Here is a 16,683-nt window from a genome sequence, read left to right as displayed (position 1 = left end):
TTAATCGCCTCGTCAGGGCGTTAGCCGAGCAGGGCGTCGACGAACGCGGCGGGTTCGAACGGTGCGAGGTCATCGGGGCCCTCCCCGAGTCCGACCAGCTTGACCGGCACGCCCAACTCCTGTTGCACGCGAAAGACGATGCCGCCCTTGGCTGTACCGTCCAGCTTCGTCAGCACAACCCCGGTGATGTCGACGACCTCGGCGAAGACGCGGGCCTGGGGAAGGCTGTTCTGGCCAATGGTCGCATCCAGCACCAGAAGGACTTCGTCGACGACGGCACGCTTGGTCACGACCCGCTTGACCTTGCCTAGTTCGTCCATCAGACCGGTCTTGGTGTGCAGTCTGCCTGCCGTGTCAATCACCACTACGTCTGCCCCGGTGGCGATGCCTTGATCCACCGCGTCGAAGGCCACCGACGCGGGATCGGCGCCCTCCGCGCCACGCACCACCTCGGCGCCGACCCGCGATGCCCAGCTCTGCAATTGGTCGGCAGCCGCCGCGCGGAACGTATCGGCCGCGCCGAGCACGACGCGTCTGCCGTCGGCGACGAGCACGCGAGCCAGTTTGCCGACAGTGGTCGTCTTGCCCGTTCCGTTGACGCCGACGACCAGCAGCACCGACGGTTTGTCGTCGTGCGGCAGCGCCTTGATGGAGCGATCGAGCTCGGGCCGTAGCTCGTTGATGAGGACGTCGCGAAGCACTGCTCTGGCGTCTGCCTCGGACCGCACGCTGGTTGCGGCCATCCTGGCGCGCAGCGCGCTGACCACCGATTCGGTGACGACGGGACCGAGGTCCGCGATGAGCAGGGTGTCCTCGACGGCTTCCCAGGAATCCTCGTCGAGGTCACCGCCGCCGAGCAGGCCGAGCATGCTGCGGCCGAGTGCGTTCTGGGACTTCGAGAGCCGTCCGCGGAGGCGTTCCAGCCTGCCGTCGGGCGGGGCGATCGGTTCGATCCCCGGCGCCTCCGCTTGGGAAACTTCAGCCTCGGGGGCTTGCACCCCTGGGACTTCCGCTACGGATTCCGGCACGTCGGGAGCGGCCGCGACGTCGGGGGCCGGCGGCTCGGGTAGCCGCACGTCTGAGATGGTCCGCTTGGGCGCGTCACGCGGGATGGTCGCGTCGTCCCCGACGGCGGGTAGTCCCCCGACATCCAGCGGGGTGTCCAAGCGGGCGGCCGGCGGCACGGCCGTGTCCGTCGACTTGGTGAAGGAGATCGTCGACGACGCGGTGTAGCCGCCGGACTTGTCGACCGGCGTGGCATCCTCGGGCGCCGAAAGGCTGATCCGTCGTCGCCGGTATCGCGCCAGGCCAACGATCAGCGCTGCTACGACGAGAACGGCGACGACCGCTAGGGCTATCCACAGAGCTACCAACTGACCTTGCGACACGACGCCATTGTCGCAGGGTGCATCGGGCTCGGAGAACCTCAGGTGGCGGTGACGAGTTCCTGTCCGCGCATCCGCTGCGAGATCACGGTGGTGATGCCGTCATCGCGCATGGTGACGCCGTACAGTGCGTCGGCGATCTCCATCGTGGGCTTCTGGTGGGTGATGACGATGAGCTGCGACACCTCTCGAAGCTGTTCGAACAGGCTGATGAGGCGTCGCAGGTTGACGTCGTCGAGCGCGGCCTCGACCTCGTCCATGACGTAGAAGGGCGACGGGCGGGCGCGGAAGATCGCGACGAGCATCGCCACCGCCGTGAGCGCCTTCTCCCCGCCGGACAGTAGCGAGAGCCGCTTGATCTTCTTGCCCGGCGGCCTGGCCTCGACTTCGATGCCGGTGGTGAGCATGTCATCCGGGTTGGTCAGGATGAGACGGCCCTCACCACCGGGGAACAGCGTCGCGAACACCTGGGTGAACTCGCGCTCCACGTCGGCGTACGCCTCGGCGAAGACCTGAAGAATGCGGTTGTCGACGTCGGTGATCACGTCGAGCAGGTCCTTGCGCGCCGCCTTCACGTCCTCCAGCTGCGTGGACAGGAAGGTGTAACGCTCCTCGAGCGCCGCGAACTCTTCCAGCGCAAGAGGATTCACCCGGCCCAGCTCAGCCAGTTCGCGGTCGGCCTTCTTGGCTCGACGCTCCTGTGTGGCACGGTCGAACGGCAGAGGCGCGGGCGCAGTCACCTGTTCGCCGCGATCCCTGGCCTGTCCGTACTCCGCCATCTCCAGCTCGGTCGGTGGAAGCGAAACGTGGGGCCCGTACTCGGCGACCAGATCGTCGGTCGCCATGCCGAACTGCTCGAGCGCCTGTTGCTCGAGCTGCTCGATGCGCAGCGCCGCCTGAGCCTTGGCCACCTCATCGCGATGCAACGAGTCGGTGAGCGCGGCGACCCTGGCATTGAGCTCGTTGACCTCTTGGCGCACTCTTGCCAGCGCCTCCGCGCGGTGGCTGCGCTCGGCGGCCAGCCCGTCCCTGGTTCGTCCCGCAACCGCGACCGCCGTGGCCAGTCGCGCGGCGACCAGTCGGCCCGACTCCGCGACCGCAGCCCCCATCGATGCGGCGAGCTCACGCGCTTCGCGCGCCCGCTGGGTCCGCACCCGTGCCTCACGCTCGGCGACCGCCGCGCGACGAAGCGAATCAGCCCGCCCGCGAACGGCGTTCGCCCGCTCCTCGGCCGTGCGCACCGTCAACCGTGCTTCGAACTCGGCTGCCCTTGCGCCTTCGGCCGCGGCGACGGACTCCTGTCGGTCCACCGGCTCGGCATCGAACGTCGGTTCCTGCTGTGCGTTGTGCAGTCGTTCCTCGAGTGCGTAGAGCTCCTCGAAGGTGCGCACCCGGCCGGCTTCCAGTTCGTCGCGCTGGCCGATGAGTCGCTGCCATTCGTCTTCTGCGGCACGGGCTTCGTGGCCCAGCCTGCCAAGCTGCTCGTAGATCGCCGCGATCGCGGCATCGGATTCGTTGAGCGCGGCCATCGCATCCTCAGCGGAGTCCTGCCGCGACGCCTGCTCGGTCAGCGCACCCGACAACGCAGCGGCGAGCTCGGACACCTGGCGCTCTGAGGACGCCAATTCAGCTCGGGCCTTCTCGATTTCGGAGGTGATCTCCAGTGTGCTCGGTTTGCGGTCGGAGCCACCGGTCAGCCAGCCCGCGCCGACCAGGTCACCGTCGGAGGTCACCGCACGAAGGCGAGGGTGTGACGCCACCAGATCCAATGCCGCGCTCAGATCACCGACCACCACGACCCCGGCGAGCATCGCGGCGATGGCTCCGCGCAGCTGCGGCGAGGCTTCGACGACGTCCAGCGCCCACGACGCTCCGTTGGGCAGGTTTTGCGCGGAATCCTGCTGTGACACTTGAGCTTCGGGCCAGCCGCCGAGGACGATGGCCGCACGACCGCCATCGGCCTGCTTGAGGGCCGCGACTGCTGATCGCGCGGCACCGGAGTTCTCGGCGGCCAGCGCATCGGCTGCCGACCCGAGCACCGCGGCGACCGCAGCCTCGTAGCCGGTACGAACCCGGAGCATCTTGGCGACCGAACCCAGAAGTCCGGTTCCACCGTGGTTCTTCTGCAGCCACGCCGCGCCGTCCCTGCGGTCGAGCCCCACCGCCAACGCGTCGATGCGGGCGCGAAGCGACGCGACCTGGCGTTCGGCGGCGCGTTCGGCGGCCTGCAACTCGGCGACCCGCTCGTCGGCAAGCCGCAGCGCGCTTACCGTGCGGTCGTGTTGTTCGTCGAGGCCGACCTCCCCCGCGTCGAGTTCGTCGACGCGGCTCTGAATGGTCTCGAACTCCGCCCGGGAATGCTGTACCCGGGTGGCGGCATCCTCGATGCTGACCGAAAGTCGTGCTACCCCTTCATCGATCGATTCGACACGGGTGCGCATGGTGTCGACCTGACCGGAGAGCCGGGCCAGTCCCTCGCGACGGTCCGCCTCCGCGCGGGCGGCGGCCAGATGTGCGCGTTCGGCCTCGGCGGCGATGCGTTCGCGCTCGCCGAGCTCGGCGCGGGCAGCCTCCTGCCGCGCCCTGGAGTCCGCCAGCTCGGCGAGCAGCTGCTGCTCGTGCGCGGCGACCTCGTCGGCTTGCGCCTCGAGCGCGTCGGGGTCGGCGCCCTGGGACACCTCGGCGTCGACCTCGAGCATCTGCGCCCGCTCACTGGCGATCCGCACGGTCGCGCTGACTCGCTCGGCGAGCGCGGACAGCCGGAACCACGTCTGCTGGGACGCCTCGGCGCGCTCGCTCAAAGCGCCAACCGCCGCCTCGTGGGTGGTCAACTCGATGGTGGCGGTCTCAAGGCGGGTGCTGATCTCGTCGTGCTCGCGCCGCAGCGTGGTCTCGGCCTGGTTGGTGTCGTTGAACTCGCTACGCCGAATGACCAGGTCGTCGGCGGCCAGCCGGAGCCGGGCGTCGCGCAGGTCGGCCTGGATGGTCTGGGATCGCCGAGCCATCTCGGCCTGGCGCCCCAGCGGCTTGAGCTGGCGCCGCAACTCGGTCGTCAGGTCGGAGAGCCGATTGAGGTTCGCTGACATCGAGTCGAGCTTGCGGACCGCCTTCTCCTTGCGCTTGCGGTGCTTGAGCACACCGGCCGCTTCCTCGATGAACGCCCGACGGTCCTCCGGCCGGGACTCGAGGATCTCCGAGAGCTTGCCCTGCCCGACGATGACGTGCATCTCACGGCCGATGCCGGAGTCCGACAGCAGCTCCTGAACGTCCATCAGTCGGCAACTGCTGCCGTTGATCTCGTATTCGCCAGCCCCGTCGCGGAACATCCGGCGGGTGATGGAGACCTCGGAGTACTCGATGGGTAGCGCGTTGTCCGAGTTGTCGATGGTCAGTGTCACCTCGGCGCGCCCAAGTGGCGCTCGGGTCGACGTCCCGGCGAAGATGACGTCCTCCATCTTGCCGCCACGCAAGGTCTTTGCGCCCTGTTCGCCCATGACCCATGTCAGGGCGTCGACCACGTTCGACTTGCCCGATCCGTTGGGCCCCACGACGCAGGTAATGCCCGGCTCGAAGCGCAGAGTCGTCGGCGACGCGAAGGATTTGAAGCCCTTCAGCGTCAGACTCTTGAGGTGCATGACGTGCCACAGTACCTCCAGGCACCGTCCGGTAGCCCTATCGCTCGGCGAACCCTTCGATCGGGTCGCCAGGGCCCGACCAGTCGTGGACGACCGTGTCGACACGACCCGGTGTCGTGCCGCTCTGCAGCAGGTCGAGCAGCCGCTGACACGACGCGCGCGGACCGCGGGCCACCACGTGCACCCGACCGTCGTCCGTGTTGGCCGCGAACCCGGTCAGCCCGATTTCCAACGCCCTCGCACGCGTCCACCAGCGGAAGCCGACACCCTGGACGCGACCGTGCACCCAGGCACTCAGGCGGACTTGTTCGTCAACCCGGCCGTCAACCCCGTCGCCTGCCTGCCCGGTCACTTCTCGGTGACCTCGAAGGTGACCTCCGTGCCCGTCTTCAAGGTGCGGCCAACGGTGCACACCTTGTCGATCGAACGCTCGACGATGACGAGGAGCTTGCGTCGCTCCTCCTCGGACAGGCCCGACAGGTCGACCTCGAGGTTCTCCGCGATGAGCGGATAGCGCTCCTGCTCGCGGTCGGCGGGACCCGACACTCTGATCGTCGCCTCGTAATCATCACCGAGCCTGCTGCGAAGTGAGTGGTCGCTGCTCATGCCGCTGCACGCCGCGAGCGCGATCTTGAGCAGCTCACCCGGAGTGAACACGCCGTCGACGTCCTCGGACCCGATCAACACCTCAGCGCCCCGAGTGCTGCGCCCGGTGTAACGGCGCACGCCCGTGCGCTCGACCCAGAGATCCGTCATGTTGCTCCTCAACTCTGTTCGCCGAAATAGCATTCCTTGTCGTTGCCGTGCCCGCTCAACGACAGGGAATTCCATTTCGGCGGGGCTTGACTGTCAACGCCGCGGTCTCGGCTGGCGCGGCCGTGGCTGGCACCGTGGGCAGTAGAACGACGACCGGTTCATGAACTTGTCGCGCCGCATCACCGCGCCGCAGCGCCGGCACGGTTCGCCCTCCCGCCCGTACGCGTCCAGCGACCGGTCGAAGTAACCCGATTCGCCGTTGACGTTGACGTACAGCGAGTCGAACGACGTGCCGCCCTGGCCGAGGGCATCGCGCATGACGTCGGCTGCGTGGTCGAGGATCGCCTTGAGCGTCGGCTTGGTCAACGATTCCGCGATGCGCGCCCCGTTGACCTTCGCCCGCCACAGCGCCTCGTCGGCGTAGATGTTGCCGATGCCCGACACCACCTTCTGGTCGAGCAGCTGACGCTTGATCTCGGAATGCTTGCGCCGCAACACCTTTACCACGGCCGCAGTATCGAACAGCGGATCGAGGGGGTCGCGGGCGACGTGCGCGACGGGGACGGGCACCTCGGTGCCGTCGACGGTGACGAGCTCGGCGAGCATCCACCCGCCGAACGTACGCTGATCGACAAAGCTCAACGCGGTGCCGTCGTCCAGCAGCGTGGCGACGCGCAGGTGCTCGGACTTCGGCTTCAGTGATTCCCCAGTCGCTTCGCTCCTGCCCTCCGGAGCCCCGAGCAGCATCTGTCCACTCATCCCGAGGTGGACGACCAATGCCTCACCGCTGCCGAGGGTGAGCCACAGGTACTTTCCCCGCCGACCCGTTCCGGTGATCGTGTTGTCGAGCAGTCGCGCCGTCAGATCGGCGGCCCCCTCCACGTGCCGTCGCACCGCGCGGGGATGGTGCACGCGGACCGCGGTGATCGACTTGCCGACCACGTAGGCGGCGAGCCCCCGCCGGACCACCTCGACCTCGGGAAGCTCAGGCATCCTGCTCGGGCATGGCGTCGTCGTCTTGGGCACCGTCGATGGCGGCCTCGAGCGCGTTGTACGCGGCTGCGGCGGCGTGCTGTTCGGCCTCCTTCTTGGTACGCCCTGCGCCCTGGCCGTAGTCCTTCTCGCCGACGATCGCCCGCGCCGTGAAGTGCTTGTCGTGTTCGGGGCCGGTCGACGAGACGACGTACGCAGGGACACCCAGCCGTCGCGCCGCCGCGAGTTCCTGCAGGCTGGTCTTCCAGTCGAGCCCGGCGCCGAGGTTGGCGGCGGCTTCGAGCACGTCGGCGAACAGTCGGATGATGACCTCTCCTGCGACCCGGTGTCCGTACTGGACGTAGGTCGCGCCGAGCAGCGACTCCACCGCGTCGGCGAGCAGATTGGCCTTGTGCGCTCCACCGCTGGCGACTTCGCCGCGGCCGAGCAGGAGATAGGCGCCCAGTCCGTCCTCGGTCATGGTCCTGGCGATCCGTGCCAGCGCCCGGGTGTTGACGACGGCGGACTTCAGCTTGGCCAGTTCACCCTCGCTGCGATCCGGGTACCTGGTGAAGATCTCGGCGGTGATCACCAGCCCGAGCACGGCGTCCCCGAGGAACTCGAGACGCTCGTTGGTGGGCAGGCCACCTGCCTCGTAGGCGTAGCTGCGGTGCGTAAGGGCGAGCGTCAGCAGATCCTCGGGCAGGTCGACGCCAAGCGCTTCGAGCAGTGGTGCGCGATCGACCGTCACCCGCGTCCTCCTGCCGCCGGTTCCGGCGGCCCCTCCTCGGGGGGCTTGAGCGCGGTGAGCTTTGCCCATCGCGGGTCGATGACGTCGTGGTGGTGGGGCTCGGCGTCACCCTCGAAGTCGGCAAGCGGAACGCCGCACTCCGGACACAGGCCAGGACAGTCGTCGCGACACACGGGCGAGAACGGCAGCATCATGCCGACGGCGTCGATGATCGGCTGCTCGAGGTCGACCCTGTCGTCGACGACCCGCCCGACCTCGTCATCGTCGTCGGTGGTGGCCTCGGTGGCGCTGTCCGGGTAGGCGAACAACTCGGTGAGGTCGATCTGGACGTCGCCAGTGACAGGAGTCAGGCAGCGGGCACACTCGCCCTCGGTCGGCGCGGAAACCGTGCCGCTGACGAGCACTCCCTCGGACACCGACTCGAGGCGCAGGTCGAGTTCGACGGGAACGCCCTCGGGAATGGCGATCAGCTCGATGCCGATGCGCGACGGCGCGGACACGGTTTCATGGAAGGTGATCATCGAACCGGGCCGAAGACCGAGTCGCGAGACATCCAGCACGAAGGGCGATCGTGAGCCTGATCGTGAGCCGTGGTGCACGCCACGCTTCGACTTCCCGGCCATCTGTCGATCCTACGGCCGCGGTCAGTCCCCTCTTAATTTGGGCTTATCTTTGGGCTTATCTTTGGGCGTAGTCGTGCGTGCCCGCGGCGGTGCGCAACTGGTGGCGTCCGCGCCCGACCGAGCGGAGCGTGCCGTTGAGGTACTCCTCGAACTCGGCCAGCTTGCTGTCGACGTAGATGTCGCACTCGCCACGGAGGCGGTCGGCCTCGGCGTGCCCGGTGTCGATCAGGCGGGTCGCCTCCGACGTCGCGGTCTGCACGATCTCGGTCTGGGACACCAGTCGCTGCTGCTCCTTGATGCCTTCCTGGACGGCCTTCTCATAAGAGATGTTGCCGTTCTCGATGAGGCGGTCGGCTTCGGCCTTGGCGCGTCCGGTGCTGGCCTCGTACTCGCGCTTGGCCATGATCGAGATGCGGTTGGCTTCCTCGCGGGCCTCACCGACCATCCGCTCGGCGTGCTGGCGCGCCTCACCGACCATGCGATCGGCCTGCCCCTTGGCGTCGGAGAGGATCCGGTCCGCCTCGCCACGGGAGTGGTTGACCAGCGAGTCGGCCTCGGCGGTCGCCGAAGAGACCATCGAGTCGGCGTGGTCCTTCGCCTCGCGCAGCATCCCGTCGCGGGCGTCGAGAACGTCCTGGGCGTCGTCGAGCTCGCCAGGGATCGCATCCTTGATGTCGTCCAGCAATTCGAGCACGTCGCCACGCGGCACCATGCAGCCCGCCGTCATCGGCACGCCGCGGGCTTCCTCGACGATCGCTCCGAGCTCGTCGAGCGCCTCAAATACTCGGTACACGGCAACACCCTCCCGGCCTAGTTGGTTGTTACCAGTGTGCCTGGTGTTACCCGTGTGACTAGGCACGCCACGCCGGTGAGTCGCGACGGCGGTTAATTCGGGTGGGCTCGGCGGCCGTGCTCCCGACCCTCTCCCAACGTGCCGCCACGGCGACATTCCGGCGGATTTCTCGCCATGGCCGCACGCTCGGCGCGCAATGGCAGGCGAAGCGTCAGCGCTCGGCGAGTTTGACCCGCAGACGTGCGTTGACGGGCTCGGGCAGCAATTCCGAGACATCACCGCCGAGCACCGCGACCTCCTTGGCGAGCGACGACGACACGAAGGAGTACTGCGGCGTCGTCGCGACGAAGAAGGTGTCCACCCCCGCGACGTGCTTGTTCATCTGCGCCATCTGCAGCTCGTACTCGAAGTCGGTGCCCGTGCGCAGCCCCTTGACGATCGCGGTGAGCCCGTGGGACTTCACGAAGTCGACGACCAACCCGCTGCCACTCTCGACCCGAAGGTTCGGCAGGTGCGTCGTCGACTCACGGATCAGGTCGATGCGCTCCTCGGAGGTGAACATGCCCGACTTGTTCGTATTCACCAGCACCGCCACGACGACCTCGTCGAACTGGGCTGCCGCCCGCTCGAACACGTCGATGTGGCCGAGGGTCACGGGGTCGAACGAGCCTGGGCATACGGCGCCACTCATGTCCGACGACGCTACGCGATCTCGCCGAACTCCAGGCGGGTGTCGCCGTAGCGGCGGTCCTTGCCTGCAGTCCAACCGGCCGGCCACGTCAACACCGGACTGGACGCAGAACGTTCGACGACCGCGATCGCCCCTGCGGCCAGCCAGCCATGGTCGGCGAGGACGGCCAGAACCGCCTCGACGTCGGCCGAGGCGACCTCGTACGGCGGGTCTGCTAAGACCACGTCGGCTGGTGTCGCGGCGCCGGCCGCGAGAACCGACGCCACCTGGCCGCAGCGCACCACCGCGCCCGCCGCACCAAGAGTGCGCACGTTGTCGGCGATGACGGCGGCGGCGCGGCGATCGGACTCAACGAACACCGCCGAGGCGGCGCCGCGCGAAAGCGCCTCCAGCCCAAGGGCGCCAGAGCCCGCGTACAGATCGAGCACCGCGGTGCCCGCCAGGTCGAGTCGGGCGGTCAGGAGGTTGAACAGGGACTCGCGGACGCGATCGGTGGTGGGCCGGGTTCCCCGTCCAGATCGTTGCTGTGGCACCGCAATCCGGCGGCCTCCGAATCGACCGCCGATGATGCGGGTCAGCGGATCACCGCCAGGAGGTCGCCACCTTCTACCTGCGCCGTGGCCGTGACGGCGACCCGGTTGACGGTGCCCGCCTTGGGCGCGGTGATCGCGGCCTCCATCTTCATCGCCTCAATGGTGGCGATGGTCTGCCCGGCACTGACCTGATCGCCCTCGGCGACGTTGACGGTGACGACGCCTGCGAACGGGGCCGCGACGTGATCGGAGTTTGCGCGGTCGGCCTTCTCCGCGGCAGGGACGCCGGCGGCGATGGACTGATCACGCACCACGACCGGCCGGAGTTGACCGTTGATGATGCACATCACGGTGCGCATTCCGCGTTCGTCGGCATCGGAGATCGCCTCGAGCCCGATGATGAGGTCGACGCCACGATCGATCTGGATGCGGTGCTCGTCACCATGGCGCAGGCCGTAGAAGAACTGGTTGGCACTCAGCCGCGAGGTGTCACCGTAGATCTCCCGGTGCTCCTCCAATTCCTTTGTCGGGCCAGGGAACAGGAGCCGGTTGAGGGTGGCCTGACGGTCGTGGCCCGGCTTCGTCAGAGCCACCTCGTCGTCGGCGGCGATTCGCTGAACCGGCTTGGCCGCGGCGCGGCCGGCCAGCGCCTTGGTGCGCAGCGGTTCGGGCCATCCACCCGGCGGATCGCCCAATTCCCCGCGCAGGAACCCGATCACGGAGTCGGGGATGTCGAATCGTGCCGGGTCGGCTGCGAATTCGTCCGCCGTGGCGCCCGCGCCGACCAGGGCCAGCGCTAGGTCTCCGACGACCTTCGACGACGGCGTGACCTTCACCAGGTGACCGAGTACGCGGTCGGCCGCGGCGTAGGCCTCCTCGATCTGCTCGAACCGGTCGCCAAGGCCCAGCGCGATCGCCTGCTGACGCAGGTTCGACAGCTGGCCACCGGGAATCTCGTGTTCGTATACCCGCCCGGTCGGAGCGGGCAGGCCGGATTCGAAGGGCGAGTACACCTTTCGCAGCGCCTCCCAGTAAGGCTCGAGGTCGCATACGGCGGGCAGCGACAGCCCGGTGTCATAGCTGGTGTGCGCGGCCGCGGCGACGATCGAACTCAACGCGGGCTGGCTGGTGGTGCCAGCCAACGGGGCGGCGGCACCGTCGACCGCGCTGGCGCCCGCCTGCCACGCGGCGGTGTAGGTGGCCAGCTGGCCGCCGGGGGTGTCGTGGGTGTGCACGTGCACGGGCAGGTCGAACCGACTACGCAGCGCGGTGACCAAGGTCGTCGCCGCGGGCGGTCGCAGCAGGCCGGCCATGTCCTTGATCGCCAGCACGTGGGCGCCCGCTTCGACGATCTGCTCGGCGAGCCGGAGGTAGTAGTCCAGGGTGTACAGGGTCTCGGCGGGGTCGGACAGATCGCCGGTGTAGCTCATCGCGACTTCGGCGACGGCAGAACCGGTTTCACGCACCGCATCGATGGCAGGCCGCATCGACTCGACGTTGTTGAGCGCGTCGAAGATGCGGAAGACGTCGATGCCCGTCGCGGTGGCCTCCTGCACGAACGCTTCAGTGACCACCTCCGGGTACGGCGTGTAGCCGACGGTGTTGCGGCCCCGCAGCAGCATCTGCAGGCAAATGTTGGGCACCGCCTCGCGCAGCGCAGCCAGCCGCTCCCACGGATCTTCCTTCAGAAACCGCAGGGCCACGTCGTAAGTCGCGCCACCCCAGCACTCGATGGACAACAGTTGCGGCGTCATCCTGGCGATGTACGGCGCGATCAGCGTAAGGCCGGTGGTCCGCACCCGGGTGGCGAGCAACGACTGATGGGCGTCGCGGAACGTGGTGTCGGTGACTCCCACCGCCGGCGAGTCCCGTAGCCACGCCGCGAAACCCTCGGGTCCCAGCTCGAGCAGCCGCTGCCTGCTGCCCGGTGACGGCGTCGATTCGAGGTCGCAATCGGGGAGCTTGTCCTGCGGGTAGACCCGCTGGCTGCCCCCGTAGGGCGTGTTTACGGTGACCTCGGCGAGGTAGTTGAGGATCTTCGTGCCGCGGTCCGCGGACGTGTGCGCTGTGAGCAGATGCGGCCGCTCGTCGATGAACGACGTGGTGACCCGGCCCGCCCGGAAGTCGGGATCGTCGACCACTGCCTGCAGGAACGGGATGTTGGTCGAGACCCCTCGCACCCGGAACTCGGCCAACCCGCGCTTGGCACGCGTCGCCGCCGTGGAGAAGTCGCGGCCCCGGCACGTCAGCTTCACCAGCATCGAGTCGAAGTGCGCGCTGATCTCGGCGCCCAGGTGGGTGCCGCCGTCCAGGCGGATGCCCGCACCACCGGGTGAGCGGTAGCCGGTGATGCGGCCCGTGTCGGGCCGAAAACCGTTGCCGGGATCCTCGGTGGTGATCCGGCACTGCATAGCAACACCGCGCGCCGTCACCATGTCCTGGCTCAGGCCAAGGTCGGCCAGCGTCTCCCCCGCGGCGATGCGCAACTGGCTGGCCACCAGGTCGACGTCGGTGATCTCCTCGGTGACGGTGTGCTCGACCTGAATGCGGGGATTCATCTCGATGAACACGTGATCACCGCGCTCGTCGAGCAGGAACTCCACGGTGCCCGCGCAGGTGTAGTCGATCTGCCTGGCGAACGCGACGGCGTCCGCACAGATCCGGTCCCGCAGTTCGGTGGGCAGATTCGGCGCGGGCGCCAGCTCGATCACCTTCTGATGGCGGCGCTGCACGCTGCAGTCCCGTTCGAACAGGTGGATCACGTTGCCCTGACCGTCGGCCAGGATCTGCACCTCGATGTGGCGTGGGTTCAACACGGCCTGCTCGAGGTAGACCATCGGATCGCCGAACGCCGACTCCGCCTCGCGGCTGGCGGCTTCGATCGCCTCGACGAGCGCCCCCGGTTCGGCCACCCTCCTCATCCCGCGTCCGCCGCCGCCGGAAACCGCCTTCACGAAAAGCGGGAACTGCATGTCCGCCGCAGCGCCGACGAGCTCGTCCACCGACGCCGACGGCGCCGAGGACGCGAGGACCGGCAGACCCGCCTCCCGCGCCGCGGCGATCGCGCGGGCCTTGTTGCCCGTCAGCTCCAGCACGTGGGCGCCGGGACCGACGAACGTGACACCGGCCTCGGCACACGCGGCGGCCAGTTCGGGGTTCTCCGAGAGGAATCCGTAGCCCGGGTACACCGCGTCGGCGCCTGCGTGTCTGGCGACGCGGATGATCTCGTCGACTGACAGATAAGCACGGACCGGGTGGCCCGTCTCACCGATCTGGTAGGACTCGTCGGCCTTCAGTCGGTGAGACGAATTGCGATCCTCGTAGGCGTACACCGCAACCGTGGAGATACCCATCTCGTAGGCCGCGCGGAATGCCCGGATCGCAATCTCACCGCGGTTGGCAACCAGCAGTTTGGAGATCACGCGCTACCCTAACTCCCCCGCGACCCGCTGCGGCCTAGATCAACGTGGACCAGTAGTTCCAGAAGCGCGCGAGGACCATCAGGATCAGGGCGGTGAACCACAACGCCACGAGGGACCAGCGCCATTGATAGGCGAATCGCCCAAACCCGTTGCCCGCCAACGGGCGAAGGGCGATCGACGACACCACGACCAGCAGCGGAATCGTGACGGCCCACACCACCATGCAGTACGGGCACAGCGCGCCGATGACGTACAGGCTCTGAAAGATCAGCCAGTGGATGAAGACGACGCCGAGCAGGGTGCCCGTGGCGAGTCCAGCCCAAAACCACTGCGGCAGAGTTACTTTGGCCACGGCAAGAGCACCCGTGACTACGACCACCGTGAACGCCACGATTCCGATCAGCGGGTTCGGAAAACCGAACTCGGACGCTTGCGGAGTGACCATCACCGAGCCGCACGACAGCACCGGGTTGATGCTGCAGGACGGAACGTAGGCGGGGTTCTCCAGTAGCTTGATCTTCTCGATCGTCAGCGTGATGGCCGCGATGAGGCCGACGGCGCCCGCGATCAGGACCCACACCGCGCTCGCCGTCCGCGTCGGCGGGCGCTCGCCCGGCTCGGTCGATGCGGTCTCGCTCGCAGCGGCGACGGTCACGACGTGGGGGTTTGGTTCGCAGGCGGAGCCGGGGCCGGTGGCGTGGGAGCTGCGGCGGGCGGTGCGGCGGTCAGCCCGGGAACGTCGCCGACGATCTCCTTGATCTTGGCCACCAGCGCGTCGGGCGTGGAGAACTTGTAGTCCTCGCCGTTGATCCGGACGGTCGGGGTGCCGTTGACGTTCGTCGCCGCGGCAAGACCGTTGGCCATGTCGACGTAGCGGCCACTGTTGATGCACTCGGGAACCTTGCCCACGACCCCGGCCTGGCGCGCGGTCTCGATCAGCTGCGCGTTGGTGGGGAACACCGAACCCGTCTCACTGGGTTGCTGCGAATAGAGCGCGGCGTGGAAGCGCCGGAAGAACTGCTTGTCGGGGGTGGTGTCCTCGTCGGCCACGCAGTAGGCGGCCGCCGATGCCCTCGACGAGTAGTTCTGATTGGTGGGCCGGTCGAGGATCGCGACCATGTAGTAGTCGGCGGCCACCGCGCCGCTGTCGATCAGTTGCGTGACCGTGGGGCCGAACTGCTGCTCGAACTGACCGCAGACGGGGCAGAGGAAGTCCTCGTAGAGCGACAGCACGGCCTTCGGCTCGGTGGTGCCCACCTTCTTGATCAGCTTGCTCGACGTGACGCGAACCGACTTGGCCTCGCCACCGGTCGGCTTCTTGTCACCGGACATCACGATGTAGAGCACCAGAACCACCGCGAAGACGACGACGATCGCGGTGAGCCCGACCTGGATCATCACGTTGCGTCGGCGGTCAGCGGCCTTAAGGTCGTAGCTGGCGGACTTCTTGGGTTTCGTGGCCACGGCACTAGGGTACCGGCGGGACTCATTGCATCCGTCACGCGCGGCTCAGGTGCGCCCGCAGCGCGGACACCGTCTCTGCCATCGCAGTGGCGCTGGCGCCGCCGAGCGGGAAGAAGTTGGCGAACGCGTGCACCAGGGGCCCGAATTGCCGGTGATCGACGGGGACGCCAGCCGCGGCAAGCGCCTCGGCGTACTGATTTCCCTCGTCGCGGAGCGGATCGAAGCCGCCCGTGAGCACCATCGCCGGTGGCAGACCCGTCAGGTCGGCGGCGAACAGTGGCGAAATCCGAGGATCCCTCACGTCCAGTGAGCTTCCCGACAGGTAGTTTTCCCTGAACCAGTCGATCTCCTTCTTGGTGAGGAAGTAGCCGTCGGCGAAGAGCGTCTTGGATCTGGTGTCGGCCGCGAAGTCGGTGACCGGATAGAGCAGCAGTTGGAGCACTGGCACGCCGACGCCATCGTTGCGCGCCAACTGGGAGATCACCGCGGCGAGGTTGCCGCCCGCGCTATCGCCGCCGACTGCCACCCTCGACGGGTCGGCTCCGAGCTCGGCTGCGTGCTCCAGCGACCAGCGGTAGGCCGCGTAGCAGTCCTCGACGGCCGCGGGCGCGGGGTGCTCGGGAGCCAGCCGGTAGTCGATCGCCAGGACGTGCACTCCCGCGTCGCGGCACATCAACCGGCACAGGTCGTCGTGGGTTTCGAGATCGCCGATGACGAATCCTCCACCGTGGAAGAAGACGAGGAACGGCTCGGATCCCACCCCGTTGACCGGTGTGTAGTGCCGAACCGGAATCGGACCTGCTGGACCGGGTATCGACGTGTCCCTGACGCCGACGGCGATGCCTGCGTCGATCATCGAGGCCAGCTTCCTCAGCTGCGACCGCGCCACGGTGACGTCGCTGCTGGCGACCAACCCGTTGACTCCCGACGATCGGCGAGCGGCCAGCATGAACTGCAGCGTGGTGTCGAGAGTGTTTCCATCGATCGTCACCGTCCTGCGGCCGAGCAGGAAGCGTTTCACGGAGTCGGGCAGGTGGGGTAGAAGGCGCAGCACCACACCACTGGAGGCGTTGACAACGGTCAGCCGTGCGCGGCTGGGCCTGCCTACGTACCCGTGCAGAACCGGTGCGGCGGGTCTCGTGGACGGAACCCGAACTGGCAGAATTCTCGTCATGGCTTCTCCTTTGAATCCTTGGTCGCAGGCGATCGCACTCAACGACGGTAACTCCATACCAACCGTCGGGCTTGGCGTATGGCAGACCCCCGCGGGCGACACCGAGCGGGCGGTCAGCGCCGCGCTCGCCGCAGGTCATCGGCACGTCGAAACGGCGGCCGCATACGGCAACGAGTCAGAGATTGGCCTGGCCATGAAGGGCGCGGCCGCGGCTGGAATCGCCCGCGACGACGTGTACCAGAACGCGACCGTGGACTCCATTGCCGACGCGCAAGAAAAAGCGCCAGCGCCGGTGCTGATTAGGTGGCACGTCCAGCTAAGTAATATCGTCAACCCGAAATCGGTGAACCCCGAAAGGATTGTGAGCAACTTCGACGTGTTCGACTTCGAGCTCCGCGACCAGGACATGGAGTCCATCGGCTCGCTGGCGGATGAAACACGACTGGGTCCCGATCCACGCACATTCAACTTCACGGGTAGGTGA

Annotated in this window: 15 protein-coding genes; 1 reads left to right on the top strand and 14 read right to left on the bottom strand. The window is 67.8% G+C overall.

All coding sequences use genetic code 11. The features are described from left to right. Positions 1-20: 20 nt before the first annotated feature. From ftsY to QOI01_RS12315, 14 genes are all read right to left on the bottom strand, one after another. Entirely contained in the window at positions 21-1,388 is a 1,368-nt protein-coding gene (gene ftsY, locus QOI01_RS12380) for a signal recognition particle-docking protein FtsY (protein ID WP_526381268.1), read from the bottom strand. A gap of 38 nt (positions 1,389-1,426) precedes the next feature. Then, positions 1,427-5,020 (bottom strand): chromosome segregation protein SMC, encoded by a 3,594-nt coding sequence (gene smc / locus QOI01_RS12375; RefSeq protein ID WP_526381266.1) that lies wholly within the window; start codon positions 5,018-5,020, stop codon positions 1,427-1,429. Between the two features lie 37 nt (positions 5,021-5,057). Continuing rightward, the gene (locus QOI01_RS12370; protein ID WP_526381264.1) at positions 5,058-5,372 is read right to left on the bottom strand and encodes an acylphosphatase; all 315 of its coding nucleotides are present in this window, start codon (positions 5,370-5,372) and stop codon (positions 5,058-5,060) included. After that, positions 5,369-5,776 carry an OsmC family protein gene (locus QOI01_RS12365; protein ID WP_526381263.1) on the bottom strand — a complete coding sequence of 136 codons (408 nt, stop codon included), beginning with the start codon at positions 5,774-5,776 and terminating at the stop codon, positions 5,369-5,371. Before QOI01_RS12365 ends, QOI01_RS12370 begins: the two co-directional genes overlap by 4 nt. Positions 5,777-5,869: 93 nt before the next feature. Continuing rightward, on the bottom strand, positions 5,870-6,769 hold the full coding sequence (mutM, locus tag QOI01_RS12360; RefSeq protein WP_526381261.1) for a bifunctional DNA-formamidopyrimidine glycosylase/DNA-(apurinic or apyrimidinic site) lyase: 900 nt from the start codon (positions 6,767-6,769) through the stop codon (positions 5,870-5,872). Beyond that, on the bottom strand, positions 6,762-7,499 hold the full coding sequence (gene rnc / locus QOI01_RS12355; RefSeq protein WP_526381259.1) for a ribonuclease III: 738 nt from the start codon (positions 7,497-7,499) through the stop codon (positions 6,762-6,764). The genes mutM and rnc overlap by 8 nt, the downstream gene beginning before the upstream one ends. Beyond that, the gene (locus QOI01_RS12350; protein WP_526381257.1) at positions 7,496-8,122 is read right to left on the bottom strand and encodes a YceD family protein; all 627 of its coding nucleotides are present in this window, start codon (positions 8,120-8,122) and stop codon (positions 7,496-7,498) included. Before QOI01_RS12350 ends, rnc begins: the two co-directional genes overlap by 4 nt. 55 nt (positions 8,123-8,177) lie before the next feature. Continuing rightward, positions 8,178-8,915: a cell division protein SepIVA gene (sepIVA, locus tag QOI01_RS12345; protein WP_526381255.1), complete on the bottom strand. Its 738-nt coding sequence runs from the start codon at positions 8,913-8,915 to the stop codon at positions 8,178-8,180. 211 nt (positions 8,916-9,126) lie between these two features. Further along, positions 9,127-9,606, bottom strand: coding sequence for a pantetheine-phosphate adenylyltransferase (gene coaD, locus QOI01_RS12340; RefSeq protein WP_526381253.1), 480 nt, complete (start codon positions 9,604-9,606; stop codon positions 9,127-9,129). An 11-nt stretch (positions 9,607-9,617) separates the two neighbouring features. After that, the gene (gene rsmD, locus QOI01_RS12335) at positions 9,618-10,184 is read right to left on the bottom strand and encodes a 16S rRNA (guanine(966)-N(2))-methyltransferase RsmD (protein WP_526381275.1); all 567 of its coding nucleotides are present in this window, start codon (positions 10,182-10,184) and stop codon (positions 9,618-9,620) included. Continuing rightward, the gene (locus QOI01_RS12330; protein ID WP_526381251.1) at positions 10,181-13,561 is read right to left on the bottom strand and encodes a pyruvate carboxylase; all 3,381 of its coding nucleotides are present in this window, start codon (positions 13,559-13,561) and stop codon (positions 10,181-10,183) included. The genes rsmD and QOI01_RS12330 overlap by 4 nt, the downstream gene beginning before the upstream one ends. 34 nt (positions 13,562-13,595) lie before the next feature. Then, positions 13,596-14,216, bottom strand: a complete 621-nt coding sequence (locus QOI01_RS12325) for a vitamin K epoxide reductase family protein (protein ID WP_526381249.1) — start codon at positions 14,214-14,216, stop codon at positions 13,596-13,598. Then, positions 14,213-15,025: a DsbA family protein gene (locus tag QOI01_RS12320; protein WP_526381248.1), complete on the bottom strand. Its 813-nt coding sequence runs from the start codon at positions 15,023-15,025 to the stop codon at positions 14,213-14,215. Before QOI01_RS12320 ends, QOI01_RS12325 begins: the two co-directional genes overlap by 4 nt. A gap of 34 nt (positions 15,026-15,059) precedes the next feature. Continuing rightward, a complete protein-coding gene (locus QOI01_RS12315; protein ID WP_526381246.1) occupies positions 15,060-16,199 on the bottom strand; it encodes an alpha/beta hydrolase in 1,140 nt (379 codons plus the stop codon). Between QOI01_RS12315 and QOI01_RS12310 the strand changes: the two genes are divergently transcribed. Further along, the gene (locus QOI01_RS12310; RefSeq protein ID WP_526381244.1) at positions 16,198-16,683 is read left to right on the top strand and encodes an aldo/keto reductase; all 486 of its coding nucleotides are present in this window, start codon (positions 16,198-16,200) and stop codon (positions 16,681-16,683) included. The genes QOI01_RS12315 and QOI01_RS12310 overlap by 2 nt on opposite strands.

Source organism: Mycobacterium sp., from assembly GCF_032162605.1.
In the GTDB taxonomy this organism is placed as follows: Bacteria; Actinomycetota; Actinomycetes; order Mycobacteriales; family Mycobacteriaceae; genus Mycobacterium.
This window is presented reverse-complemented; position numbering and strand designations above follow the sequence as displayed.